This window comes from Reyranella sp. (genome assembly GCF_017305915.1).
Classification (GTDB): domain Bacteria; phylum Pseudomonadota; class Alphaproteobacteria; order Reyranellales; family Reyranellaceae; genus Reyranella.
Genome location: NZ_JAFKJN010000050.1, coordinates 1 through 23,653, shown reverse-complemented (window position 1 = coordinate 23,653; position 23,653 = coordinate 1). Strand labels below are relative to the sequence as shown.

At 67.2% G+C, this 23,653-nt stretch carries 26 protein-coding genes; 9 read left to right on the top strand and 17 right to left on the bottom strand.

Features of this window, described 5'->3' with window-relative positions; all coding sequences use genetic code 11:
• Positions 1-178 precede the first annotated feature (178 nt).
• From J0J01_RS32275 to J0J01_RS32260, 4 genes are all read right to left on the bottom strand, one after another.
• Positions 179-1,009, bottom strand: coding sequence for an alpha/beta hydrolase (locus J0J01_RS32275; protein ID WP_296387750.1), 831 nt, complete (start codon positions 1,007-1,009; stop codon positions 179-181).
• An 82-nt stretch (positions 1,010-1,091) separates the two neighbouring features.
• Positions 1,092-1,478, bottom strand: coding sequence for a hypothetical protein (locus tag J0J01_RS32270; RefSeq protein WP_296387749.1), 387 nt, complete (start codon positions 1,476-1,478; stop codon positions 1,092-1,094).
• 28 nt (positions 1,479-1,506) lie between these two features.
• On the bottom strand, positions 1,507-1,953 hold the full coding sequence (locus J0J01_RS32265; protein ID WP_365739049.1) for a L,D-transpeptidase family protein: 447 nt from the start codon (positions 1,951-1,953) through the stop codon (positions 1,507-1,509).
• A gap of 123 nt (positions 1,954-2,076) precedes the next feature.
• On the bottom strand, positions 2,077-3,294 hold the full coding sequence (locus J0J01_RS32260; protein WP_296387747.1) for a CaiB/BaiF CoA-transferase family protein: 1,218 nt from the start codon (positions 3,292-3,294) through the stop codon (positions 2,077-2,079).
• Between the two features lie 167 nt (positions 3,295-3,461).
• Here J0J01_RS32260 and J0J01_RS32255 point away from each other — a divergent pair, with 167 nt between their 5' ends.
• Entirely contained in the window at positions 3,462-4,337 is an 876-nt protein-coding gene (locus J0J01_RS32255) for a tripartite tricarboxylate transporter substrate binding protein (RefSeq protein ID WP_296387746.1), read from the top strand.
• Positions 4,338-4,352: 15 nt separating this feature from the next.
• On the opposite strand, the gene J0J01_RS32250 is transcribed toward J0J01_RS32255, so the two are convergent.
• A complete protein-coding gene (locus J0J01_RS32250; protein WP_296387745.1) occupies positions 4,353-5,915 on the bottom strand; it encodes a DHA2 family efflux MFS transporter permease subunit in 1,563 nt (520 codons plus the stop codon).
• Entirely contained in the window at positions 5,912-6,997 is a 1,086-nt protein-coding gene (locus J0J01_RS32245) for an HlyD family secretion protein (RefSeq protein WP_296387744.1), read from the bottom strand. The genes J0J01_RS32250 and J0J01_RS32245 overlap by 4 nt, the downstream gene beginning before the upstream one ends.
• Positions 6,998-7,125: 128 nt before the next feature.
• Here J0J01_RS32245 and J0J01_RS32240 point away from each other — a divergent pair, with 128 nt between their 5' ends.
• Positions 7,126-7,518, top strand: a complete 393-nt coding sequence (locus J0J01_RS32240) for a helix-turn-helix domain-containing protein (RefSeq protein WP_296387743.1) — start codon at positions 7,126-7,128, stop codon at positions 7,516-7,518.
• A gap of 568 nt (positions 7,519-8,086) precedes the next feature.
• Here J0J01_RS32240 and J0J01_RS32235 read toward each other — a convergent pair.
• Positions 8,087-8,359 carry a metal-sensitive transcriptional regulator gene (locus tag J0J01_RS32235; RefSeq protein ID WP_296387742.1) on the bottom strand — a complete coding sequence of 91 codons (273 nt, stop codon included), beginning with the start codon at positions 8,357-8,359 and terminating at the stop codon, positions 8,087-8,089.
• Positions 8,360-8,398: 39 nt separating this feature from the next.
• On the opposite strand from J0J01_RS32235, the gene J0J01_RS32230 reads away from it, so the two are divergent.
• The 4 genes from J0J01_RS32230 to J0J01_RS32215 all read left to right on the top strand — a co-directional run bounded on the left by J0J01_RS32230 (position 8,399) and on the right by J0J01_RS32215 (position 12,125).
• Complete coding sequence (locus J0J01_RS32230) at positions 8,399-10,672, top strand: heavy metal translocating P-type ATPase (RefSeq protein WP_296387741.1); 2,274 nt, start codon at positions 8,399-8,401, stop codon at positions 10,670-10,672.
• A 58-nt stretch (positions 10,673-10,730) separates the two neighbouring features.
• Positions 10,731-11,468 carry a hypothetical protein gene (locus tag J0J01_RS32225; protein ID WP_296387740.1) on the top strand — a complete coding sequence of 246 codons (738 nt, stop codon included), beginning with the start codon at positions 10,731-10,733 and terminating at the stop codon, positions 11,466-11,468.
• Positions 11,469-11,590: 122 nt separating this feature from the next.
• Positions 11,591-11,854, top strand: a complete 264-nt coding sequence (locus J0J01_RS32220; protein WP_296387739.1) for a hypothetical protein — start codon at positions 11,591-11,593, stop codon at positions 11,852-11,854.
• Between the two features lie 7 nt (positions 11,855-11,861).
• Positions 11,862-12,125, top strand: coding sequence for a hypothetical protein (locus J0J01_RS32215; RefSeq protein WP_296387738.1), 264 nt, complete (start codon positions 11,862-11,864; stop codon positions 12,123-12,125).
• Between the two features lie 15 nt (positions 12,126-12,140).
• Here J0J01_RS32215 and J0J01_RS32210 read toward each other — a convergent pair whose 3' ends face one another.
• The 3 genes from J0J01_RS32210 to J0J01_RS32200 are packed head-to-tail and all read right to left on the bottom strand — an operon-like array spanning position 12,141 to position 13,684.
• Positions 12,141-13,046, bottom strand: a complete 906-nt coding sequence (locus tag J0J01_RS32210) for a phosphoribosylaminoimidazolesuccinocarboxamide synthase (RefSeq protein WP_296387737.1) — start codon at positions 13,044-13,046, stop codon at positions 12,141-12,143.
• An 8-nt stretch (positions 13,047-13,054) separates the two neighbouring features.
• Entirely contained in the window at positions 13,055-13,447 is a 393-nt protein-coding gene (locus tag J0J01_RS32205; protein ID WP_296387736.1) for a carboxymuconolactone decarboxylase family protein, read from the bottom strand.
• Positions 13,448-13,474: 27 nt separating this feature from the next.
• On the bottom strand, positions 13,475-13,684 hold the full coding sequence (locus J0J01_RS32200) for a hypothetical protein (protein WP_296387735.1): 210 nt from the start codon (positions 13,682-13,684) through the stop codon (positions 13,475-13,477).
• Positions 13,685-13,953: 269 nt separating this feature from the next.
• On the opposite strand from J0J01_RS32200, the gene J0J01_RS32195 reads away from it, so the two are divergent.
• On the top strand, positions 13,954-14,289 hold the full coding sequence (locus tag J0J01_RS32195; protein ID WP_296387734.1) for a hypothetical protein: 336 nt from the start codon (positions 13,954-13,956) through the stop codon (positions 14,287-14,289).
• Positions 14,286-14,903, top strand: a complete 618-nt coding sequence (locus J0J01_RS32190; RefSeq protein ID WP_296387733.1) for a hemolysin III family protein — start codon at positions 14,286-14,288, stop codon at positions 14,901-14,903. Before J0J01_RS32195 ends, J0J01_RS32190 begins: the two co-directional genes overlap by 4 nt.
• Here J0J01_RS32190 and J0J01_RS32185 read toward each other — a convergent pair whose 3' ends face one another.
• From J0J01_RS32185 to J0J01_RS32155, 7 genes are all read right to left on the bottom strand, one after another.
• On the bottom strand, positions 14,904-15,587 hold the full coding sequence (locus tag J0J01_RS32185) for a response regulator transcription factor (protein WP_296387732.1): 684 nt from the start codon (positions 15,585-15,587) through the stop codon (positions 14,904-14,906).
• Positions 15,584-18,253: a sensor histidine kinase KdpD gene (locus J0J01_RS32180; RefSeq protein ID WP_296387731.1), complete on the bottom strand. Its 2,670-nt coding sequence runs from the start codon at positions 18,251-18,253 to the stop codon at positions 15,584-15,586. Before J0J01_RS32180 ends, J0J01_RS32185 begins: the two co-directional genes overlap by 4 nt.
• A 15-nt stretch (positions 18,254-18,268) precedes the next feature.
• Positions 18,269-18,874, bottom strand: coding sequence for a K(+)-transporting ATPase subunit C (locus J0J01_RS32175; protein WP_296387730.1), 606 nt, complete (start codon positions 18,872-18,874; stop codon positions 18,269-18,271).
• 7 nt (positions 18,875-18,881) lie between these two features.
• On the bottom strand, positions 18,882-20,927 hold the full coding sequence (gene kdpB / locus J0J01_RS32170) for a potassium-transporting ATPase subunit KdpB (RefSeq protein ID WP_296387729.1): 2,046 nt from the start codon (positions 20,925-20,927) through the stop codon (positions 18,882-18,884).
• A gap of 9 nt (positions 20,928-20,936) precedes the next feature.
• Complete coding sequence (kdpA, locus tag J0J01_RS32165; RefSeq protein WP_296387728.1) at positions 20,937-22,640, bottom strand: potassium-transporting ATPase subunit KdpA; 1,704 nt, start codon at positions 22,638-22,640, stop codon at positions 20,937-20,939.
• Positions 22,641-22,650: 10 nt separating this feature from the next.
• The gene (gene kdpF / locus J0J01_RS32160; protein WP_296387727.1) at positions 22,651-22,740 is read right to left on the bottom strand and encodes a K(+)-transporting ATPase subunit F; all 90 of its coding nucleotides are present in this window, start codon (positions 22,738-22,740) and stop codon (positions 22,651-22,653) included.
• Positions 22,741-22,859: 119 nt separating this feature from the next.
• Complete coding sequence (locus J0J01_RS32155; protein ID WP_296387726.1) at positions 22,860-23,066, bottom strand: hypothetical protein; 207 nt, start codon at positions 23,064-23,066, stop codon at positions 22,860-22,862.
• 309 nt (positions 23,067-23,375) lie between these two features.
• On the opposite strand from J0J01_RS32155, the gene J0J01_RS32150 reads away from it, so the two are divergent.
• Positions 23,376-23,653: TorF family putative porin (locus J0J01_RS32150; protein WP_296387725.1), on the top strand; the 278-nt coding region annotated here is incomplete at its 3' end.

The following is a 23,653-nucleotide window of genomic DNA, read 5'->3' as shown; positions in this document are numbered from 1 at the left end:
ACAAGCTCAGCAGACGCGTCTGGCAAACTTATGACGACATCGTCCAGGGTTGTTGCGACGCTTGGAACTGGCTCATCGCCGACACTGTCCGCCTCGCTTCGATCACTACCCGCGAATGGGCATCGGTCAGAACTTAGGGCCGATGGTATTAGCTACATCGGCATGACCCGACCGCCTTCTAGGCAGCCTTGATGAAGGCCAGGAGGTCCGGGTTGATGACCTCCGGATGCGTCGTGCACATGCCGTGGGGGAAGCCCGGGTAGGTCCTGAGCGTGCCCTTCTTCAGCAGCTTGGCCGAGAGCGGCGCGGAATCGGCATAGGGCACGATCTGGTCGTCGTCGCCGTGCATCACCAGCACCGGCACCTCGATCGTCTTGAGGTCCTCGGTGAAGTCGGTCTCCGAGAAGGCCTTGATGCAATCGTAGTGGGCCTTGATGCCGCCGATCATGCCCTGGCGCCACCAGTTGCCGATCACGCCCTCGGAGACCTTCGCGCCCGCCCGGTTGAAGCCGTAGAACGGGCCGGTCGGTATGTCGCGGTAGAGCTGGGCGCGATTGGCGGCCAGCGCCGCACGGTAGCCGTCGAACACCTCGATCGGCGTGCCGCCGGGATTCCTGTCGGACTTCACCATGACCGGCGGCACCGCACCGATGATCACCGCCTTGGCGACACGGCCGCCGCCGCCATACTGCGCGACGTAGCGCGTGACCTCGCCGCCGCCGGTCGAATGGCCGATATGGACGGCGCCCTTGAGGTCGAGATGCTTGGCCAGCGCCGCCATGTCAGCCGCATAGGTGTCCATCTCGTTGCCGGTCGCCGTCTGCGTCGAGCGGCCGTGGCCGCGGCGATCGTGGGCGATCACGCGGTAGCCCTTCCCGAGGAAGAACATCATCTGGGCATCCCAGTCGTCGGCGCTGAGCGGCCAGCCGTGATGGAACACGATCGGCTGGCCGGTGCCCCAGTCCTTGTAGAAGATCTGGGTTCCGTCCTGGACAGTGATGGTCGGCATGGCTGGGACTCCTTCGACAGTTCTCGATTGGCCGAAGAGTGCGCCGTTTCCGTCGCAACGAAAATTATACGTAAGTCTTAGGTTACGGCAGGAACTGCAGCAGAAAGCCCGGCCACTTGGCCACGCAGCAGGCCGGGTTCAAGGCCAGCGTGACGTTGGCGATATCGAACGCCACCAGGAGCCCGGCGACCGCGAGCGCAACCCGCGTGACGCGCCGCGCCTTCCAGACGGCGAGTTGAGCCGCAAGGCCGATGCTCAGTCCGACGAAGATCAACCACTGCGTGACGACGAGACGTTCGGGATGAACGTAAACCCGTCGGTAGGTGTCGGTGTCCGCGTAGTCGCCGAACAGTTCGAAAAGAGCGAAGGCCGTCGCCAGCAGCAACGCGCCCGTCAGCGTCCAATAGGCAACACCGCGCACGAAACCCGGCGAGGACTGCCCGATCCTGGCACTGGAAATGGAGGTCATCTCCACGCGATGCACTCCTTCCTTCCCACTATCTCGAACGATTCAGACCGTTCTCGGGCACGGGCGGATTGTAGTCGACATACAACTTCAGGTCGGCCCCACGACCGCGAAACGTCTTGGCGAAGTCGTTCATATTCGTGGTCAAATCTATGCATCCAACAGAACCTGGAACGTCTCCGCCATGGATCGCCATGTCCTTTCGTCCGAACGTCAGGCCGTTCGCGATCGCTTCCTTGGTTGGATCGGCCCAGACCCGCTCCGTGCCCCAACTCCTTGTCCCGCCTGGCCACCGCAACCCTCCACCGAGTTGGCGGCGCAACCAGTCCATCTCCTGATATCGCTCCTGCTTGATGTCATATGTTCCCTCAGGGATCGGCCTGCCCTTCTTTTCTTGATCCTTGGGACTGCCGAAGTTGCCCGTGCCCGACACAGCGGGCCACTGCCGTACAACATCATCGCCGTTGAATAGCTTCAGGTAACGACCGTCAAACTTTAGGTGATAGCCCGAAGGAGGACTCGGTTGCTGTGGCTGCTGCGCTACCTAGAAAAAGCGGCTGAAATCAACGGCCGCCGTGCGTTCCATTGACCATAATGATCTTCAGCCGATCACCTTCTTCTCGCGCAGCGCCTCGACCTCGGCGTCGCCGAACCCGATCTCCTTCAGCACCGCCTCGGTGTGCTCCCCGAGCGACGGTGGCGGGCGGGTATCGTCGACCGGCGTGCCGGAGAAGCGGTAGTTCGAGCCGATCAGCGGCACCTCGCCGACGCGATTGTGCTTGTAGGTCTTGAGCATGCCGCGGCGCTTGACCTCGGGCTCGTCGAGCGCCTCCTTCATGGTGCGGATCGGGCCGGCCGGGAGATGGCGGAACTTCTGCGCCCAGTTCTCCTTGGTGTCGGTCTTCAGGACCTCTTCCATCATTCTGTTGAGCAGCGGCTTGTTGGCGACGCGCTCGGCGATGGTGGCGAAGCGCGGATCGGTCGCCCATTCCGGATGACCCATCGCCTTGCAGGTATCGACGAACAGCTTCTGGTTGGCGACCGCCATGTAGATCTTGCCGTTCGCGGTTTCGAACGAGCCATTGGGCGCCGAGGCGAAGTGGCTGTTGCCGGCGCGCTTGGGCTGGTCGCCCCCCACCAGGTAATACGAGCCCATGTTGCCTAGGCAGGCGAGCGCGGTGTCGTACAGCGCGAGATCGATGTGCTGGCCCTTGCCGGTCCCATGGCCGGTCGCGTCGCGGGCGTAGAGCGCCGCATTGATCGCCGCCACCGCATGGATTCCGGTCATGGTGTCGACGATGGCGATGGCGTGGCGCAGGCCCTCGCCGTTGGCCTCGCCGTTGACGCTCATCATGCCCGACTCGCCCTGCAGCACCGGATCGTAGCCCGGCCGATCCGACAGCGGCCCGGTCTGGCCGTAGGCCGAGATCGAGAGATAGATCAGCTTGGGAAACTTCTCGTACAGCGCGTCGTAGTTCAGGCCGTAGCGGTTCAGCACGCCCGGCCGGAAATTCTGGATCACCACGTCGGCCGTCTCGAGCAGCTTGTGCACGATCTTCTGGCCGTCGGGCTTGGTGAAGTCGACAGTCACGCTCTTCTTGCCGCGATTGTAGGTCATGAAGAAATGGCTCTCGCCAGTGGGCCCGCCGGCGCGCGGTCCCGCGCCCTTGCGCGTGTCGTCGCCGCCGTCGGGATTCTCGATCTTGATGACCTCGGCGCCCATGTCCGAGAGGATCTGCGTGCAGAACGGACCGGCGATGACACGCGTGAAGTCGATGACGCGAACGCCGGTGAGAGGAGGACGGCCGATCTGTGACATGCGCGCAAGGTAGGGCTGCACGCCGTGCGCTGTCCATGTGGCGCGTTTCCTTTAGAGTGCAGCGCATGTCGACATTTCGCAGATCGCTTTCTCGCCGCACGTTTCTGGCTGCCACCGCTCTCGCTGCTTTTCCTGCACGGGCTGATACGAACTGGCCGAACAAGGCCGTGCACGTCACCGTGCCGTTCGCGCCGGGCGGCTCGGGCGACATCACCGCCCGCCTGGTCGGCAAGTACATGGAGAACAAGACCGGCCAGCCGTTCGTGATCGAGAACAAGGCCGGCGCCAACGGCATCGTCGGCGTGCTGTCGGTCAAGGGCTCGGCCCCCGACGGCTATACCCTGATGCTGGCCACCACCTCGACCAACGCCGCCAACGTCCACATGTACAAGAGCCCGGGCTACGACCCGGAGAAGGACTTTCAGGTGGTCGGCGTGATCGGCTCGAGCGGCGCCTTCCTGGTCGTGCCGGCCGACAGCCCGTACAAGACGCTGGCCGACCTGGTCGGCTACGCCAAGGCCAATCCCGGCAAGCTGAACTACGGCTACTTCAACGCCAGCTCGCAGGTGCCGTCGGCGGTGCTGGGCGCCACGGCGGGTACCGATTGGCAGGGTGTCGCTTACAAGGCGATCGGCAATGCCTGGACCGACCTCTATGCCGGCGCGATCCAGTTCATGTTCGTCGACCTCACCGCGGCGCGCGGCCAGGTCGTGGCCAACAAGGTGCAGACCTTGGCGATCTCGCTGCCCGAGCGCAGCCCGCTCTATCCCGACGTGCCGACCTTGAGCGAGAGCTATCCCGGCTTCGTCAGCACCGGATTCCTCGCGATCGCGGTGCCGAAGGCGGTGCCCGATCCGATCAAGCAGCGGCTGAACGTCCTGATCAACGAGGCGATCTTCTCGCCCGGGATCAACAAACGGCTGGTCGACGAGTTCGCGCTGACGCCGCGCAAGCTCGACCTCGCCCAGTGCGCTCAGCAGGACCGCGAGGAGCGGGCCAAATGGGCGGAGTACGTGAAGATCGCGAAGATCGAGCCGCAGTAAGCTGGGACCCAGCAATCAGTGCGCGTCGGCCGCCATCGCGGCGGCGCCGGCGGACGGCTTTCGCAGGATCAGCAGCGTCAGCAGGCTGACGCAGATGCAGACGCCCAAGATCCAGAAGCTGTCGGCGTAGGCCATCACGGTCGCCGACCGGCGGACCTGGTTCGCCAGCATCGCGGTGCCCTGCTGGGTCGCGGTGGAGAGGTCGACGCCCTTGGCGGCGAACATCCCGGCCATGCCCTGCAGCCGTTCCTGCAGTTTGAGGCTGTTCTGGCTCATCGCCTCGGCGATCACCGAGAAATGCACCTGCTCGCGGATCTGCACCACCGTCGACAGCATGGCGATGCCGATCGAGGCGCCGAGGTTGCGCATCACCGAGGTGATGCCGGCCGAATCCGCGGTGTCGCGCCGCGTCAGGCCGACCACCGAGAGCTGGGTCAGCGGAATCGTCGCCAGCGGCTGGCCGGCGGCGCGCAGGAGCTGCGGCAGCAGGAGCTGGTCCATCGCCGTGTCGGGCGACATGTCGACATTGATGAAGCAGCTCACCGCGAACAGGATCAGGCCCATGCCGACCAGCAGCCGCGCATCGACGCGCTTCATCAGGAACGGCATGACCGGCAACAGGAAGAGCTGCGGGATGCCGCTCCACATCACCACCTCGCCGATCTGCTGGGCGTTGTAGCCCTGGACCTGGGCGAGATAGGCGGGAATGAGATAGACCGAGCCGAAGGCGGTGGCGCCGAACACCGCCATCAGGATGCCCGAGCCGCCGACCGAGGGATTCTTGAACAGGCGCAGGTTGATGAACGGCTTGTCGGCCGTGAGCTCGGAGATCAGGAACACCGCGATGCCGACGAACGAGGCGATCGAGGCTGCCACGATCACGGGCGAGCCGAACCAGTCCTCGCGCTGGCCCTCCTCGAGCACGAAGATCAGCGAGGCGAAGCCGATCGCCATGGCGGCGATGCCGAGCCAGTCGGCGCCGACCAGCTCCTCGAGGCGCGGCTTCTCCTTGTCCAGCGCATAGAGCTGGATCGCGATCGCGGCGATGCCGGGCACGATGTTGAGATAGAAGATGTAGTGCCAGCTCCAGTTCTCGGTCAGCCAGCCGCCGACCGTGGGGCCGATCGCCGGCGCAAAGGTCGCGACCATGCCGAACAGCGCGACGCCCATCGGCTGCTTGTCGACCGGCAGCCGCGTGCGGACGATGGTGATGGCGGTCGGAATCAGCACGCCGCCGGTGATGCCCTGGCCGGCACGCCACAGGATCATCTCGGGCAGGCTGTTGGACAGCGCGCACAGGATCGAGAAGCCGACGAAGGCCATCGAGTTGATCGACAGGAAGCGGCGCAAGCCGAAGGTGCGCGCCAGCCAGCCGGTCAGCGGGATGACGATGATCTCGGCCATCAGGTATCCGGTCGAGATCCAGCTGCCCTCGGAGGGCGTGGCGCCGATGGCGCCGCCGATCTCGGCCAGCGACGCATTGGTGATCTGGATGTCCAGGATCGCCATGAAGGCGCCCAGGATGCCGCCGCCGACCGCGAGCCAGTCGCGGAGCGTCAGCTCCTCACCGGGTTTCATCGCTGCGCCTGATTCACCGTGGGCTGCGACGTCCGGGTGTCGACGGTGGCGGTGACGGACAGGCCCGGCCGCAGCCGGGCGGTCAGCGGATCCCTGGGGTCGAGCACGATCTTCACCGGCACGCGCTGCACGATCTTGGTGAAGTTGCCGGTCGCGTTCTCCGGCGGCAGCAGCGCGAACTGCGCGCCGGTGCCGGGCGCGAGGCTGTCGACCGTGCCCTTGATCGGATGGCCCGGATGGGCGTCGATCTCGACCGAGACCGACTGGCCCGGATGCATCTGGCCGGTCTGGGTCTCCTTGAAGTTGGCGACCAGGTAGACGCCCTGCGTCGGCACGACCGTCAGCAGCCGCGTGCCGGCCTGCACGAGCTGGCCCGCGCGCACGGTGCGGTCGCCGATCACGCCGTCGATCGGCGCGGCGATCGTGGTCTGCGACAGGTTGATCTTCGCTTGGTCGAGCGCCGCGGTCTTGGCGTCGATCACGGCCTCCGCCTGCTGGCGCTGCGTCTTCAGCACGTCGGTGTGCGCCTGCGCCGCCGTCAGCGTGGCGCGGCGCTGGGTGAGATCGGACTCGGTCTGCTGCTGGCGTTGTGCCGTCCCGACACCCGTCTTGGCGAGGTCGTTGTAGCGCCTGGCCTCCTGCTCGGCGAACGCGACCGCGGCCTGCGCCTGGGCGATCGTCGCCTGCTGCTCCTTGAGCTGGGCGTCGATGTTGGCGGCGGTCGCCCTGGCGCTCTCGAGGTCGGCGGTCGCGCTCGCCAGCGCAGTCCGGTAGTCGCGCGGATCGATGCGGACCAGCACGTCGCCGGCCTTGACCCGCTGGTTGTCGCCGACCGCGACCTCGGCGACGTAGCCGCCCACCTTGGGTGCGATCACGACGCTGTCGGCGCCGAGATAGGCGTCGTTGGTGCTCTCGAAATGGCGGCCGTAGGCGAACCAATAAGTGCCGTAGCCCCCGCCCGCGACCAGCGCGACGGCGGCCAGCATCGTCAGCAGCCGGCGGCGCCGGCGCTGGTTGTCGGTCGTCCGCCTGGTCTTCGGCGGTTCGAACTGGGTCTGGTACTCGACCTGGTCAAACGTCAAAGCAGCGGATGAGGGCGATTGCGAGCCGTCCACGGCAGGGTAACTCCTTTCAACACAACGGATTTAATCCTCTGTATCGTTCCCTCAAGTAGGATTGATTATTAGACCTAGTATGATATATCTAACTCATGGTTGATATTGAACGCGCACGCGCCGATCGCGACTACGCCAAGACCCTGCAGACCGAATTTCGTCGTGCAGTCGGTATGATTGCGGGGCGCTGGAAGCTCGAGATCCTCTGGCTGCTCAGCCAGCACACCCATCGCTTCGGCGAGCTCAAGCGGGGACTGCCGGGCATCACCCAGCACATGCTGACCGCCCAGTTGCGCGCCCTGGAGAAGGACGGGCTGATCAAGCGCACGATCTTCGCCGAGGTGCCGCCGCGGGTGGAATACGAGATCACGCCCAACGCCCGCCGCCTGCGGCCGATCTTCGTCGAGATCGTGAAATGGGCGCAGGACAACGCGGCGGGCATCACCGCGCCGCCGGAAGAAGAAGAGCAGCCCTCCACCGAGCCCTGACCTCTTCTGGTCTTTTGGACCGCGCGCATCTTGCGCGCTCATGAGCGCGCTGGAAGCGCGCGGTCCAGAAGACCCTGAAGACTTTCTCAACTTTCCCACCGCCCGAGGCCGAGCGACCAGCCCCGCTGGAATACTGGGAGGAGAGGGCCCGCTGGCGGATGCGCGACGCAGCCTGCTATTGCGCGCCCGGGTAATAGCTGTCGGATGGACAGGGGATGTTGAGGTAGCCCTGCTTACCGACCGACCAGACAGGCCCGCAATAGGGCACGAAACCGGACGTCATGGAACTGACGGAGCTGTCAGCCACCGCTGACGGCGGAACGGGCTGTTGAGCGCACGCGGCGAGAGCGGCAGCGAGCAGAGCTGCGAAGACGATCGACCTTGTCATATGGACCTCCGCCAAGGCGTACGATGTCTGGGCCATTATTCGGCTCCCCGCCCCGAATGCAACGACGGTCAGCGCTTGCCGCAGGCCGTGCACACGTGCCGTCCCCGGGAGCGTGAACGTGCCCGACTCCGGATGGTCGTCGACATTCGCTCGGCGCCGGCACGCCATTGCACCTCGGTCTCAGCGCCGCTTGTCGAGCACCTCGATCAGCTCCTCGATCTTGGTCTGGCGCTCCTTGGCGTTGCCGGCGTGGAAGGCGTGGGCGACGCAATGCTGCAGATGGTCGTGCAGGATCTCCTGCTCGACCTTGTCGATCGCCGCCCGCACCGCGCGGATCTGGGTCAGCACGTCGATGCAGTAGCGGTCGTCCTCGACCATGCGGGCGACGCCGCGCACCTGGCCCTCGATGCGGCCGAGGCGGGCGAGCTGGGATTTCTTGATTTTCTCGTCCATGGCTTGAACCATACCCCCGTAGGGTATAGATAGCAAGCCATGGAAGAGCTCGCCCCGAAGACCGCCATCGATCCCGTCTGCGGCATGAAGGTGAAGGTCGCGACCGCGAAGCACACCGCGCAGCACGATGGGCACACCCACTATTTCTGCAATCCCAAGTGCCTGGCGAAGTTCACCGCCGAGCCGGAGCGATACCGCGCGCCCCGGCCGGCCGAAGAAGTCGGCCACGCGCATGTCCATGGGCATTGCCATGCGCATGGCCATTCCCACGCGCGCGCGCCCTCGCCGCCCGCGCCTCCCGGCACGATCTACACCTGCCCGATGCATCCCGAGATCCGCCAGCAGGGCCCGGGCAGCTGCCCGATCTGCGGCATGGCGCTCGAGCCCGAGGACGTGACGCTCGACCAGGGCCCCAATGAAGAGCTCGTCGACATGACGCGCCGGCTGTGGATCGGCGGCGCGCTCACCGTGCCGGTCGTGGTGTTCGGCATGGGCGGCCACTTCATCCCGCTGCCGCACGGCCTGTCGGAATGGATCCAGCTCGTGTTCGCCACGCCGGTCGTGCTGTGGGCCGGCTGGCCGTTCTTCGTGCGCGGCGCGCAGTCGGTGGCGCGCCGGGCCTTCAACATGTTCACCCTGATCGCGCTCGGCACCGGCGTCGCCTGGGCCTGGAGCGTCGTGGCCACGGTGATCGGCCAGCCGGTCTATTTCGAATCGGCGGCAGTGATCGTCGTGCTGGTGCTGGTCGGGCAGGTACTCGAGTTGCGTGCGCGCGATGCCACCTCGGGCGCCGTGCGCGCCCTGCTCGAGCTGGCGCCGCGCATCGCCATCCGCGTCGGCGCGAATGGCGACGAGGAGATCGCGATCGATGCCATCGCCGTCGGCGATGCCCTGCGCGTGCGGCCGGGCGAGAAGGTGCCGGTCGACGGCACCGTCAGCGACGGCTCCGGCGAGGTCGACGAATCGACCATCACCGGCGAGCCGATGCCGGTCCTCAAGGAAGCCGGCGCCAAGGTGATCGGCGGCACGGTCAATCGCAGCGGCGCCTTCGTCATGACCGCCGAGAAGGTCGGCAGCGACACCATCCTGGCACGCATCGTCAAGCTGGTGTCGGAGGCGCAGCGCAGCCGCGCGCCGATCCAGCGCCTGGCCGACGTGGTGTCGGGCTGGTTCGTGCCTTTCGTGCTGCTCGCCGCTGTAGTTGCGGCGGCTGGCTGGACGCTGTGGGGACCGGAGCCCCGGTTCGAGAACGCGCTGATGGCGGCGGTTGCGGTGCTGATCATCGCCTGCCCCTGCGCGCTGGGGCTCGCCACGCCGATGTCGATCATGGTCGGCGTCGGCCGCGGCGCCGCCGCCGGCGTGCTGATCCGCAATGCCGAGGCGCTGGAGCGGCTGGAGAAGATCGACACGCTGGTGATCGACAAGACCGGCACGCTCACCGTCGGCCAGCCCGACATCGCCGAGGTGACCGGCGGGCTGGAGACGCTGCGGCTCGCCGCGGCGCTGGAGCGCAACAGCGAGCATCCGATCGGCCGCGCCATCGTCGCGTTCGCGCGCGAGCGGCGGCTCGACACCGCGACGGTCAGCGACTTCAGGAGCCATGCCGGCCGCGGCGTGTCGGGCCTCATCGACGGCAAGCGCGTGCTGCTCGGCAATGCACGGCTGCTGCGCGAGAACGGCGTCGATCTCGGCACCTTCGAGCGGCCGGTGATGCTGGCGGTCGAGGGCAAGCTCGCCGGCACGATCGCCCTGGACGATCCGATCAAGCCGACGACGGCGGCGGCGTTCGCTGCGTTGCGCGCCCGGAAGATCGAGATCGTCATGCTGACCGGCGACAACAAGCGCTCGGCCGAGCGGGTGGCTCGGGAGCTCGGCCTCTCGCGGGTCGAGGCCGAGGTCCTGCCCGAGGACAAGGGCCGGATCGTGCAGGAGCTGCGCGCCCGAGGCCGCGTCGTCGCCATGGCGGGCGACGGCATCAACGATGCACCGGCGCTGGCCGGTGCCGATGTCGGCATCGCCATGGGCACCGGCACCGACATCGCGATCGAAAGTGCCGGGGTGACCTTGGTCAAGGGCGACCTGATGGGCATCGTCCGCGCGATCGAGTTGTCGCACGCAACCATGCAAAATATCCGTCAAAATTTATTCTTCGCCTTTGTGTACAACGCCGCCGGCATCCCGCTCGCGGGCGGAGCGCTATATTCCCTTGCAGGACTGACACTTAGCCCGATGTTTGCAGCTGCCGCGATGGCTCTTTCGTCGGTCAGCGTGATCGGAAACGCACTCAGATTACGCCGGTTCCGCCTATCGTAAATTCCGTACGGACATGACCGTCATAGGGGTGCCGTCCGCGGTCGGATAAGATGGCCGGATGTCCGCCGGCAAGTTCGATTACCTGGTCAACGTCTCCGAGGCTGCTTTCCAGAGCATGGTGATCGCCACCATCGAAAGCTTCCTCGTGCCCGGCCGGTGCGGCAAGTCGGGGCGCTTGACGCGCCAGCGCGAGACCTTCGGCCTGTTGTGGGGTTACGAGACCATGACGCCGAGCAAGGGCCGCTGCTTCAACGTCGAGGTCGCGATCGTCGACACCAATGCCGAGCGCGGCCGCAACTCGGTGATCCCCTCGCACGGGCTGGAGACGGTCAACAAGACGCTGCCGACCTACTGGCCGAACCTCAAGTTCCTCGGCGATTTCCACTCCCATCCCTGGAGCGCGCGCGAGCCGTGGCCGACGCGGCCGTTCCTGTCGGAGGACGACCGGCGCTCGATCGAGAGCGACACCGCCTATGCCGAGCTGGAGTTCCGCGTCGCCCTGCTGCTGAACGTGCAGAAGCTCGGCCGCAAGGGCTCGATGATGCCGGTCTTCACGCACGACAATACGCTGGAGTTCCGGATGAACGACCTGCGCATGAGCCTCGCGGCGTGGGTCGCCTGCCCGGTCAAGAACGAGGCGCGCGAGCCCGCGCTCTACGTCATCCCGCGGCCGCCGGCGGTGACCAAGACCAAGTGGCGGCGCGAGCCGTGGCATTCCAAGTGCCGGCCGCTCAACGCCAAGAAGGTCTGGCTGAACGCGCCGGTGCACCACTTCCTGACGTCGCTGGGAGATTAGAGCGCGCGCCAGACCGCCGCTGCCGACGCCGAGCAGCCGATCGGCAACCGTTGCCGAGATCGTGAAGGATCACGATCCAATTCTACCACTCAGGCGGGCACAAATGGTGTTAGATCGCCGCGATGAGGCGATACCTCTCCCTGCTTGCCGTGCTTGCGGGCCTTTCGCCCGGACCGGGCCGGGCGCAGAGCAGTGACCTCGCCTATTGCACGCAGCTGTACGATCTCGCGGTGCGCTATCGCGGCCGGCAGATCAACGGCGAGAGCAAGCCGGATCCCGACATGATCGTCGCGCTGGAGCAGTGCAAGCACGGCAATGCCGCCGCCGGCATCGCCACCCTGCAACAGAGACTGCGCAGCGCCGCCGTGACTGTGCCACCCCGCTAGGACGACGATGAGACGAACCCTGCTTCTGGCGCTGCTTGCGGCGCTCCCGGTCGGCGCGCGTGCCGCGGAGGACGACAAGTCCTATTGCAACAAGCTCGGTGCATTGGCCTCGCGCTACATCGGCAGCGCCGGCGCCGAGGGCCGCATGGCGCCCGACCTCAACGTGCTGGGCGCCATCGACGACTGCAACAAGGGCCGCACCGACAAGGCGATCCCCTATCTCGAGAAGCGCCTGCGCGACAACCACATCACCGTGCCGGCTCGGGGGTAACTCTTCCGCGGTCCGTCAGAACTCGAGCGGCGTTCCGGTCAGGCGGCGGTAGGCCTCGAGGTAGCGCTCGCTGGTGGCCGTCACGACCTCGGGCGGCAGCTTCGGCGCGGGCGCGTCGCCGTTCCAGCGGCCGGCGTGGCGCTCGACATCGAGCCAGTCGCGCAGCGGCTGCTTGTCGAAGCTGGGCTGCGGCCTGCCCGGCCGATAGCCGTCGGCCGGCCAGAAGCGCGAGCTGTCGGGCGTCATCACCTCGTCGATCAGGATGATCTCGCCCTCTTTCGTGCCCGCGAACTCGAACTTGGTGTCGGCGATGATGATGCCGTGCTGCAGCGCCACGTCGCGGCCCTTGCCGTAGACCAGCCGCGTCAGCCGCTCGAGCTCGGCGGTGGCCTCGGCGCCCAGCACCTCGCGCATGCGGCCGACCGTGATGTTCTCGTCGTGGCCGCTCTCGGCCTTGGTCGCCGGGCTGAAGATCGGCGGATCGAGCCGGCCGCTCTCCTGCAGGCCGGCCGGCAGCGTCTCGCCCGCCAGCGTTCCCTGCTTGGCGTACTCGCGCCACGCCGAGCCCGAGAGATAACCGCGGATCACGCATTCGATCGGGAACACGGTGCCGCGCCGGCACAGCATGGCGCGGCCGGCGATCGCCTCGCGATGGCCGCGCAGCGCCGGCACCAGCTTGATGATCTCGTCGGCATCGGCCGAAATCATGTGGTGCTTCAAGAGGCCGTCGAGCTGGCGGAACCACCAAGCGCTCACCTGGGTCAGCACCGCGCCCTTCATCGGGATCGGCTCGGCCATCACCACGTCGTAGGCGCTGACGCGGTCGGAGGCGACCAGCAGCAGTTGGTCGCGACAGACCTCGTAGACCTCGCGCACCTTGCCGCGAGCGATCCGCTTCAGGGGCAGATCGCTCTCCGTCATCAGCAGCATTATTTCTCGTTCCGCATCTCGTGGAAGACTTCCTTGGCCGTCAGCAGCGCCTCGCGCACCGACGGCAGGCCGATATAGCCGCAGAGATGCATCAGCGCCTCGGACAATTCGTCCTCGGTCCAGCCCTGGTTGCGCGCCATGCGCAGATGGATGGCGAGCTCCGGCCAGCGCGCCTGGGCGGTGTCGGAGATCACGCAGATCAGCGCCTTGGTCTTGAGGTCGAGGCCGGAACGATGCCACAGCATACCGAACACCGCCTCGCGCGCGTAGTCGCCGAACTTCTTCATGATCGGGTCGTCGTAGACCGAGGCGTTCATCTTCTCGGCGTACTTCGGCCCCATCAGCTTGGCGCGGATCTCGGTGCCCTTCTTGTAGTTCTCGCTCTCGGCCATCGTCTCCTCCGGATTGGAGACGCAAGCCTAGTCGGGCCGGGTGACAAACACACCGTTTTTTGCGGCAACGGCATCCTTCTCGAGGCGGGCCGCCTGCCCCTCGAGATCCTCGGCGTGCCGGATCAACTTCAGTCGGTCGCCTTCGACGTCGAGACCCGCCGACAGCTTGCGGACGCGGCGCGCCTCGCCGAGCAGGGCATCGGCCTTGCGCAGCAAGGTATCCTTGGTGACCGGCATCGGCGACTCCTGTGAATGTGCTGCTCCGCGCGCCGCCGGAGACGCATCGGGCGTCGAAGTCGCACGGGATTTCGGCACGATCCGAATATCGACAACTTCTATATGGGCTTCCGTTCCCACCCCCGCAAGCCGCGGCCCGGCCAAGTGGACGCCCCAAGTGGACGCGTCCCGTGACCGGGTGTAAGGCTGATCGAGCATCGCCTCGTCATCCGGCGGCGATGGCGGAGAGAGGCCTGTGCTCCCGCCAGTCGACGGACGGAGGTCGCCTCGTGAGATTTCTCGGCAAACTGTGCGGCAGCGGAACGCTCGACGGCCCCGATGGCACGATCGGTCCGGCGGACTACGAGCTCGACGGCTACCTGATGCGTCCGGGTGCCGTCGTGGCCTCGGGCGAGCTGCGGATGGCGTCGGCCGCGCTGGCGAACGCCTTCCACCGGCACGGCCTGCGCCTGATCACCGCGGACGGGCGCGCGCTGCCGTTGCGCTTCACCGGCAAGCCGGCCGACCGCCGCGGCGACGCCGCGCATGTCGACATCTCGGAAGGCCTGCCGACCGAGACCGAGTGGCGGCGGCTGGTCAGGACGTCGCCCGGAAAGGCCCCGTGATCGACCGCGAGACGCTGGCCGACTGGATCGTGCACGCAGTCGGGCTGGCCTGCGGGCTGGCCGGCGGCCTCGGCCTGGTCGTGATGGCGGCCGGCTCGCCGGCCGCGCAGATCGTTCCGGTCGGCATCTATGTCGCCGGCCTGCTGGCCATGCTGACCTGCTCCGCCCTGTATCACGTGCTGCGATCGCATCCGCGCCGCGACTGGCTGCGGCGTCTCGATCACGCGGCGATCTTCGTGATGATCGCCGGCACCTACACGCCGATCGCCATGCTCGGCCTCGATCGGCCCTGGGATCTCGCGGTCACGGGGGCGGTGTGGACGGTCGCCGCGGTCGGCGTGGCCTTCAAGCTCGTCTGGCCGCACGCCATCGAACGGGCCTCGGTCGCGCTGTACCTCCTGCAGGGATGGATCGGCTTGTTCGCGTTGCACGAGCTCTGGGCATCGGTGCCCGTGCCGGTGCTGGTGATGATCCTGCTGGGCGGGCTCGCCTACTCCGGCGGCGTGGTCTTCCATCTGTCGGTGCGCCGCTACAGCCGGGCGCTCTGGCACGGCTGCGTGCTGGTCGGCGCGACGTTCCACTACATCGCGATTGCCTCGCTGATCGCGGCTTGATCATACCAGCCGGTAGCCGATTCCGGGCTCGGTCAGCACGTGCCGCGGCGTCGACGGATCGGCTTCGATCTTCTGGCGCAGCTGGCGGACATAGACGCGCAGATACTGCGGATCGACCGAGTCGTCGCGCCACACCTCGCGCAGCAGGTGCTTGTGGGTCAGCACCTTGCCGGCGTGGATCACCAGTTGCTCGAGGATGTCGTACTCCTTGGGCGAGAGCTTCACGTCCTCGGCGCCGCGCTTCACCAGCCGGCGCACCAGGTCGACGCTGAGATCGTCGCTGGCGAAGGTCCGGTCGGCGCCCTGCTGTTGCAGGCGATGGCGCAGCGCCGCGCGCAGCCGGGCCATCAGCTCGTCGGCGCCGAACGGCTTGGTGACGTAGTCGTCGGCGCCGAGGTCGAGCGCCGATACCTTCGCGGCCTCGTCGCCACGGCTCGACAGCACCACGATCGGCACCGGACCCGACCCGCGGATCTTGGCGATCAGGCCGAGCCCGTCCATGTCGGGCAGGCCGAGATCGAGCAGCACCAGGTCGGGCCGGTGATGGCGCAGCGCCGTCAGCGCCTCGCCGCCGGTCGCCGCCTCGACCGTGCGGTAGTCGTGCGCGCCGAGCGTCGTGCGCAGCAGGCGCCGGATCGGCGGCTCGTCCTCGACGATCAGGATCAGAACGGCGTCACCGGTCATATCTGATAGCTCACCACGAATTCCGCCCCGCTGCGATCCCCGCGATTGCGCGCGGCGATGGTCCCGCCCTGGACCTCGATGAAGCCCTTGGCGATCGCCAGCCCCAGCCCGGTGCCGGCGCGCCGCCGGTCGCCGGCGTCGGCGCGGTAGAACTTGTCGAACAGCCGCTCGAGCGCGTCGGGCGGGACGCCCGGCCCTTCGTCGCGCACCACGATCTCGATCTGCCCGTTGACGCGCCGCGCCGCGACCTCGATCCGGCCGCCGGACGGCGAATACTTGGCGGCATTGTCGAGAATGTTGAACAGCGCCTGCTCGGCCAGCACGAAGTCGAGCGACAGGGTCGGCAGGTCGGGCGCGACGCTGCTGGCGACGACGTGGCCCTTCAAGAGCGGCGCCGCGCGGCGCAGAGTCGTCGACACGAGGTCGCCGACATCGACCGCCTCGCGCTTCGGCACGATCACGCCGGCATCGAGCCGCGTCATGTCGAGCAGATTGCCGACGAAGCGGTCGAGCCGCTGGGCCTCGCTCAGCGCCGTGCCCAGGAGCTCCTCGCGCGTCGCCGAATCGTAGCGGTCGCCGTAGCTGCGCAGACTCGTCAGCGCGCCCAGGATCGAGGCGAGCGGCGTGCGCAGGTCGTGGCTCACCGAGGTCAGCATCGCCGAGCGCAGCCGCTCGCGCTCGGCGCCCAGCCGCGCCTGGTCGATGTCGTTGGCCAGCGCCACGCGCTCCAGCGCGACCGCGGTCTGGTTGCCCACCGCCTCGAGCAGCCGGCGCGCCGAGGAGCCGATCTCGGCCTCGTTCTTGGGCAGCACACCGATCACGGCGATCGCCGAGCGGCTGGTGCGGATCGGCGTGAACAGCCAGCGGCCGCCCGGCAGGGTATCGGTGCCGCGGCCGGTCGGGCGCTCCTGGTCCCACGACCAGCGCGCCGCCGCGAGATCGGCCTCGGTGAACTCGCTGTCCGGCGGGAACGCCGCGCGCAGGGTCAGCATTCCCCCCTTCGGCATGGCAGGGTCCGGCATCAGGATGGCGATCTCCGCCCCCAGCACGCGCGCGAGATGGGTGACCACGATCCACAGCAGGTCGTCGATATCGATGACGCCGGCGATCTTGCGGCTGAAGGCATAGAGCTCGGCATTGACGCGCGCCTCGCGCCGCGCCGCCTCGGCCTGGGCGCGGGTACGGGTGCCAAGCGCGCTCGCCACCACCGCCACGAACATGAAGAAGAACAGCGCCAGGACGTTGGCCGGATCGGTGATCGTGAACTGGTAGAGCGGCGGCAGGAAGAAGAAGTTGAAGCTCAGCACCGACAGGCCGGAGACCCAGAGCGACGGCACCAGCCCGTGCCGCGCCGCCGCCGCCATGACCGGCACGACGAACACCAGCGAGATGTTGGGCAGCTTGATCGAGAGATCGATCGCCACGCCGGCTGCCGTGGCCGCGGCGGTGGTCAGCATGCCCTCGAAATAGGGCCCGATGGTGCGCGGCGCGCCGAAGGACCAGTCGGTCTTGGACGCCTCCGCCTTGGTGCCTGACGGCGCCACCTCGATGGCGAGGCCGGCGGCGCTGCGGACAAGCTGATCCACCACCGAGCCGTGGCGCCATTCGAACCAGCGCGAGCGGTGCGACTTGCCGACCACCACGCGCGTCACGTTGCGCTGGCGGGCGTAAGTCAGGATCTCCTCGACCACCGAGCGGGCCGGCACGCGCACCACCTCGGCGCCGAGCTGCTCAGCGAGCCGCAGCGCCTCGGCCAGCCGCGCCTGCTCGGTCTCGCTCAAGAGCGTGTGCCGCTCGGTCTCGACGTATAGGGCGATCAGCTCGGCATCGAGGCCCTGGGCGGTGCGCTTGGCGGCGCGCACGGTGTTGGCCGAATCGGGACCGGGATCGACACACACCAGCACGCGCTCGCCGGCGCCCCACGGGCCGGTGATCGCATGCTCGCGCATATAGCTCAGCATCTGGTCGTCGACGCGCTCGGCGGTGCGCCGCAACGCCAGCTCGCGCAGCGCCGTGAGGTTGCCCGGCGAGAAATAGTGCTTCAGCGCGCGCTGCGCCTGCTCGCGGACATAGACCTTGCCCTCGCCCAGCCGCGCGATCAGGTCGGCCGGCGTGGTGTCGACCAGCTCGACATCGTCGGCAGCGTCGACCGTCGAATCGGGCACCGTCTCGCGCACCCGGATGCGGGTGATGCGCGCCACCACGTCGTTCAGGCTCTCGACGTGCTGCACGTTCATGGTCGAGTAGACGTCGATGCCGGCGGCAAGCAGGTCCTGCACGTCGAGATAGCGCTTGGGATGATGGCTGCCCGGCGCGTTGGAGTGCGCGAGCTCGTCGACCAGCACCAGTTGCGGTCGCCGCGCCAGGATGGCGTCGAGGTCCATCTCCTCCAGCGTGCGGCCCTTGTATTCGACGTGGCGGCGCGGAATGACCTCGAGATCGGCGAGCTGCGCCTCGGTCTCGGCGCGGCCGTGGGTTTCGACCACGCCGACCACCACATCGACGCCCTCTTCCTTGCGGCGCCGCGCGGCCACCAGCATTTCATAGGTCTTTCCGACGCCGGGGGCGGCGCCGAAGAAGATCTTGAACTTGCCGCGGCCTTCGCGCTGCGCCGCCTTCAGGAGAGCGTCAGGCGACGGGCGGGTTTCGTCGGAAGCACCGACCATGGCCCGCGGAGGATGTCACCGCTTCGCGAGAGCGTCGAGCGCCATGTTGAGCTGCAGGACGTTCACCCGAGGCTCGCCGAGCAGGCCGAACAGGCGGCCCGTGGTCTGCTGCTGCACGAGCTGGCGCAATTGCGCTTCGTCGAAGTTGCGGGCCTTGGCGACCCGCGGCACCTGGAACAGCGCCGCCTCCGGCGAGATGTCCGGATCGAGACCGCTTGCAGAGGTCGTGACCAGATCCATCGGCACGGGCACGTCGGGGTTCTCGGCCTTGAGCTTCTCGACGTCTTCCTTGACCCGGTCGATCAGCGCCTTGGAGGTCGGGCCGGCATTGCTGCCCGAGGAGTTGGCGGCGTTGTAGGGCGCGGGCACGGTCTTGGTCGAATCGTTGGGATCGGTGTCCGAGGTCGCCGAAGGCCGGCCGTGGAAGTATTCGGGCCTGGTGAAGTTCTGGCCGATCAGGGCCGAGCCGATCACCTTGCCGTCCTTCTCGACCAGGCTGCCGTTGGCCTGGCTCGGGAAGACGGCTTGGGCGATGCCGGTCATGGCCAGCGGATAGGCGAGGCCCGTGATCACGGTCAGCAGGACGATCATCATCAAGGCGGGACGGATTTCTCTCAGCATGGGAGCCTCACGCAAGGCCGATGGTGGTGATCACCATGTCGATCAGCTTGATGCCGACGAACGGGATGATCACGCCACCCAGGCCATAGATCAGGAGATTGCGCAGCAGCACGGCGGACGCGCCGGACGGCCGGTAGGTCACGCCGCGCAGCGCCAGCGGGATCAGCGCGACGATGACCAGCGCATTGAAGATGATCGCCGACAGGATGGCACTCTGCGGTGTCTTGAGGTGCATCAGGTTCAGCGCCTGGAGCTGCGGATAGAAGGCGACGAACATCGCCGGGATGATGGCGAAGTACTTCGCCACGTCGTTGGCGATCGAGAAGGTGGTCAGCGCGCCGCGGGTCATCAGGAGCTGCTTGCCGATCTCGACGATCTCGATGAGCTTGGCCGGGTCGCTGTCGAGGTCGACCATGTTGCCGGCCTCGCGGGCCGCCATGGTGCCGGTGTTCATCGCCACGCCGACATCGGCCTGGGCGAGCGCCGGCGCGTCGTTGGTGCCGTCGCCGCACATCGCCACCAGCTTGCCCTGCGCCTGCTCCTTGCGGATCAGCTCGAGCTTGGTCTCGGGCGTGGCCTGCGCCAGGAAATCGTCGACGCCCGATTCGGCGGCGATCGCGGCTGCGGTCAGCGGGTTGTCGCCGGTGATCATGACGGTGCGGATGCCCATCTTGCGCAGGGTCGCGAAGCGGTCGCGGATGCCGCCCTTCACGATGTCCTTGAGATGGATCACGCCGAGCAGCTTGCCGTCCTTGGCGACGGCGAGCGGCGTGCCGCCGTCCTTGGCGATCCCGGCCGCGATCGATTCGAGCTCGCGCGAGACCGTCGCTGGCGCCGAGCGGTTGGCCGCCAGGATGGCATCGACCGCGCCCTTGCGGATCGAGGCGCCGTCGACGTCGATGCCGCTGATCCGGGTCTGCGCCGAGAACGGGATGAACCGCGCATGCAGGGGCGCCATGTCGCGGCCGCGGATGTTGTAGGTCTCCTTGGCCAGCACGACGATCGAGCGGCCCTCCGGGGTCTCGTCGGAGAGCGAGGCGAGCTGCGCGGCGTCGGCCAGATCGCGCTCGCTGACGCCGGTCACCGGCAGGAACGCCGTCGCCTGGCGGTTGCCGAGCGTGATGGTGCCGGTCTTGTCGAGCAGCAGGGTGTCAACGTCGCCCGCCGCCTCGACGGCGCGGCCCGACATGGCGAGCACGTTGAAGCGCACCAGCCGGTCCATGCCGGCGATGCCGATCGCCGAGAGCAGCGCGCCGATGGTGGTCGGGATCAGCGTCACGAACAGCGCCACCAGCACCAGCACGCTCATCGTGCCGCCGGCATAGGCGGCGAAGCTCGGGATGCTGGCGACCGAGAAAATGAAGATGAGGGTCATGCCGGCGAGCAGGATGTTGAGCGCGATCTCGTTCGGCGTCTTCTGCCGCTCCGCGCCCTCGACCAGCGAGATCATGCGATCGAGGAACGTCGAGCCGGGCTCGGCGGTGATGCGCACCTTGATCCAGTCGGAGATGACCTGCGTGCCGCCGGTCACCGCCGAGCGGTCGCCGCCTGACTCGCGGATCACCGGCGCCGATTCGCCGGTGATCGCCGCCTCGTTGACCGAGGCGACGCCTTCGATCACCTCGCCGTCGGACGGGATCAGGTCGCCCGCCTCGACCAGGACGATGTCGCCCTTGCGCAGCTTGGGCGCCGGAACCTCCATCCACTTGGTGTCGTTGGGGTTGACCAGGCGCTTGGCGACGGTCTCGGTCTTGGCCTTGCGCAGGGTCGCCGCCTGCGCCTTGCCGCGGCCCTCGGCGACGGCCTCGGCGAAGTTGGCGAACAGCACGGTGAACCAGAGCCACAGGTTGATCTGCAGCGCGAAGCCCAGACCCGGGGCGCCGTTCACGACGTCGCGGATAAACAGGACCGTGGTCAGCGTCGCCACGACCTCGACGGTGAACATCACCGGGCTGCGGATCAGCGTTCGCGGATCGAGCTTGCGGAAAGCGTCGATGACGGCCGGTCCGATGATCTTCGGATCGGCAAGCGTGGAGGAATTCCTGGTAGCCATCTTCTGCCCCTAGAACAGCGTGCCGGCGTTCATCGAGATGTGCTCGACCAGGGGGCCGAGCGCGAGCGCCGGAAAATAGGTAAGGCCGCCGACGATCAGGATGACGCCGACCGTCAGGCCGACGAACAGGCCGCCATGGGTCGGGAAGGTGCCGGCCGAGGCGGGCACGATCTTCTTGGCGGCGAGCGAGCCTGCGATCGCCACCATCGGCACGATCATCAGGAAGCGGCCGATGAACATCGCGAGCCCGATGGTGGTGTTGTAGAACAGGGTGTTGGCGCTGATGCCGGCGAAGGCCGAGCCATTGTTCGCCGTGCCCGAAGTGTAGGCGTATAGGATCTCGCTGAAGCCGTGCGGCCCCTGGTTGGCCGGGCCGGCGAGGCCGGCATCGACCACCGTGGCGAGCGCGCTGAAGCCCAGGATCGACAGCGGCAGGACCAGGATGGCGAGCATCGCCATCTTCACTTCCTTGGCCTCGATCTTCTTGCCGAGATACTCCGGCGTCCGGCCGACCATCAGGCCGGCCACGAACACCGCGACGATGGCGAACAGCAGCATGCCGTAGAGGCCGGCGCCGACGCCACCGACGATGATCTCGCCGAGCTGCATGTTGAACAGCGGCACCAGCCCGCCGAGCGGCGTCAGGCTGTCGTGCATGGCATTGACCGCGCCGCACGAGGCGTCGGTGGTTACCGTCGCGAACAGCGCCGAGTTGGCGATGCCGAAGCGGATCTCCTTGCCTTCCATGTTGCCGCCGGAGAGGCCGAGCTGGGCCAGGGCTGGATTGCCGGCGCCCTCGGCCCAGTAGGCAACGGTGACACCGAGCAGGAACAGGACGGCCATCACGCCGAACACCGCCCAGCCCTGGCGCTCGTCGCCGACCATGCGGCCGAAGACGTTGGTGAGCGCGGCACCGATCGAGAAGATCAGCACCATCTCGATCAGGTTGGTGAGCGCGGTGGGATTCTCGAACGGGTGCGCGGAGTTGGCGTTGAAAAAGCCGCCGCCGTTGGTGCCCAGCATCTTGATCACTTCCTGCGAGGCCACCGGCCCCTGGGCGATCACCTGCTTGGCGCCCTCGAGCGTCGTCGCCTCGGTGTAGGCGCCGAGGTTCTGCGGCATGCCCTGCCAGACGAAGAACAGGCCGACGACGACCGAGATCGGCAGCAGGACGTAGAGCGTGCCGCGCACCAGATCGACCCAGAAGTTGCCGATGCTGCTGGCCGAGCGCCGGGCGAAGCCGCGCACCAGCGCGACGGCGAGCGCGATGCCGGTGGCGGCCGAGACGAAGTTGTGCACGGTGAGCCCCGCCATCTGGACGAGGTAGCTCATCGTCGTCTCGGGCACGTAGGACTGCCAGTTGGTGTTGGTGTCGAAGCTCATCGAGGTGTTGAAGGCGAGGCCCGGCTCGACCGCCGACTGGCCCGTCGGATTGAACGGCAGCAGCGCTTGCAGGCGCATCAGCGCATAGAGCAGCAGGAAGCCTGCCAGGCTGAACAGCAGCATGGCGACGGCGTAGACCACCCAGCCTTGCTCACGCCGATCGTCGACGCCGCTCAGCCAGTAGATGCCGCGCTCGACCGGCCCGAGCACCGGCGACAGGAAGGTGCGCTCACCCGAGAAGACGCGGGTCATGTAGCGCCCGAGCGGCTTCACCAGCAGCGTGACGATCGCGCAGAACAGCGCGATCTGGAGCCAGCCATTGACGGTCATCGTGGAATCCTCAGAAGCGCTCGGGGCGCAGCAGCGCGTAGACGAGATAGGCGAACAGGCCGAGCGTCACGGCGGCGCCCAGGATGTATTCGAGCATCATGGCAGCCTCCTAGAGACGGTCGCAGGCGTAGGCGTAGGCGATGGCGACGGCGAAGCAGCCGCACCCGGCGGCGATCAGGATGATATCCAGCATGTTGGGGTTCCCCGATTTGGCGGCGATCAGCTCACGCCGCAGGCCTGCAGGGTCAGCAGGACCGCAAAGGCAAACGCCAGATGCAGTGCCAGGATGACTCCGATCTCGTAGACGGTCTCGCCGGCCTTCGGCGTCACCGGCTGCGCTTCCTGCGGCGCAGGCTTCGCCGGCGAGGCGATGTCCACGCCGGACATCGCCTCGTTGCGGGACCGTGAAAGGCCGAATCGATTCATGACACGCTCGACTAGATGCGTCCGCGCAGATGGTCGTAGGCGATGAACGCGCCCATGAGAGCGAGACCGATGGCGATGAGCAGCAGGCCGAACATGACCCCTCCTTGGGAGGCCCATAAAAGGGCGCTGCGACGTAGGAATTCGAGCGGGCTGAGGCGAGCCGGACGTAGGAAATCCATAGGATTTCGGGCGGCCTCGCCGGACGCTTATGGAATTCCTACGCGCCATCGCAGCCAACCGAATGGATTTCATACCTTGCGTTGGCGTTCTTAACGACCCCGATGCCGCGGCATCCAGAACGGGGATTGCATGTTTCGCTCAATCGCACTCTCGACGGCGGCCGCCGTCGTCGCCGGCTCGCTCCTGATCGCGCCAGGCGCCGGCGCGCAGTCGGCCGATCAAGCCCAGAAGGAAGACAAGCCTGTGTGGAAGGCGCCATTCGGAGGAACGTTCACGGCAGGGGCCGCTTTCATCACCGACTATTCGTATCGCGGCATTTCGCAGACCCAGCGCCAGGTCGCCTTCCAGCCGACCCTCACCTACGAGACGCCGACGGTCAGCGAGAAGGTGCCGCTGTCGGCCTATGT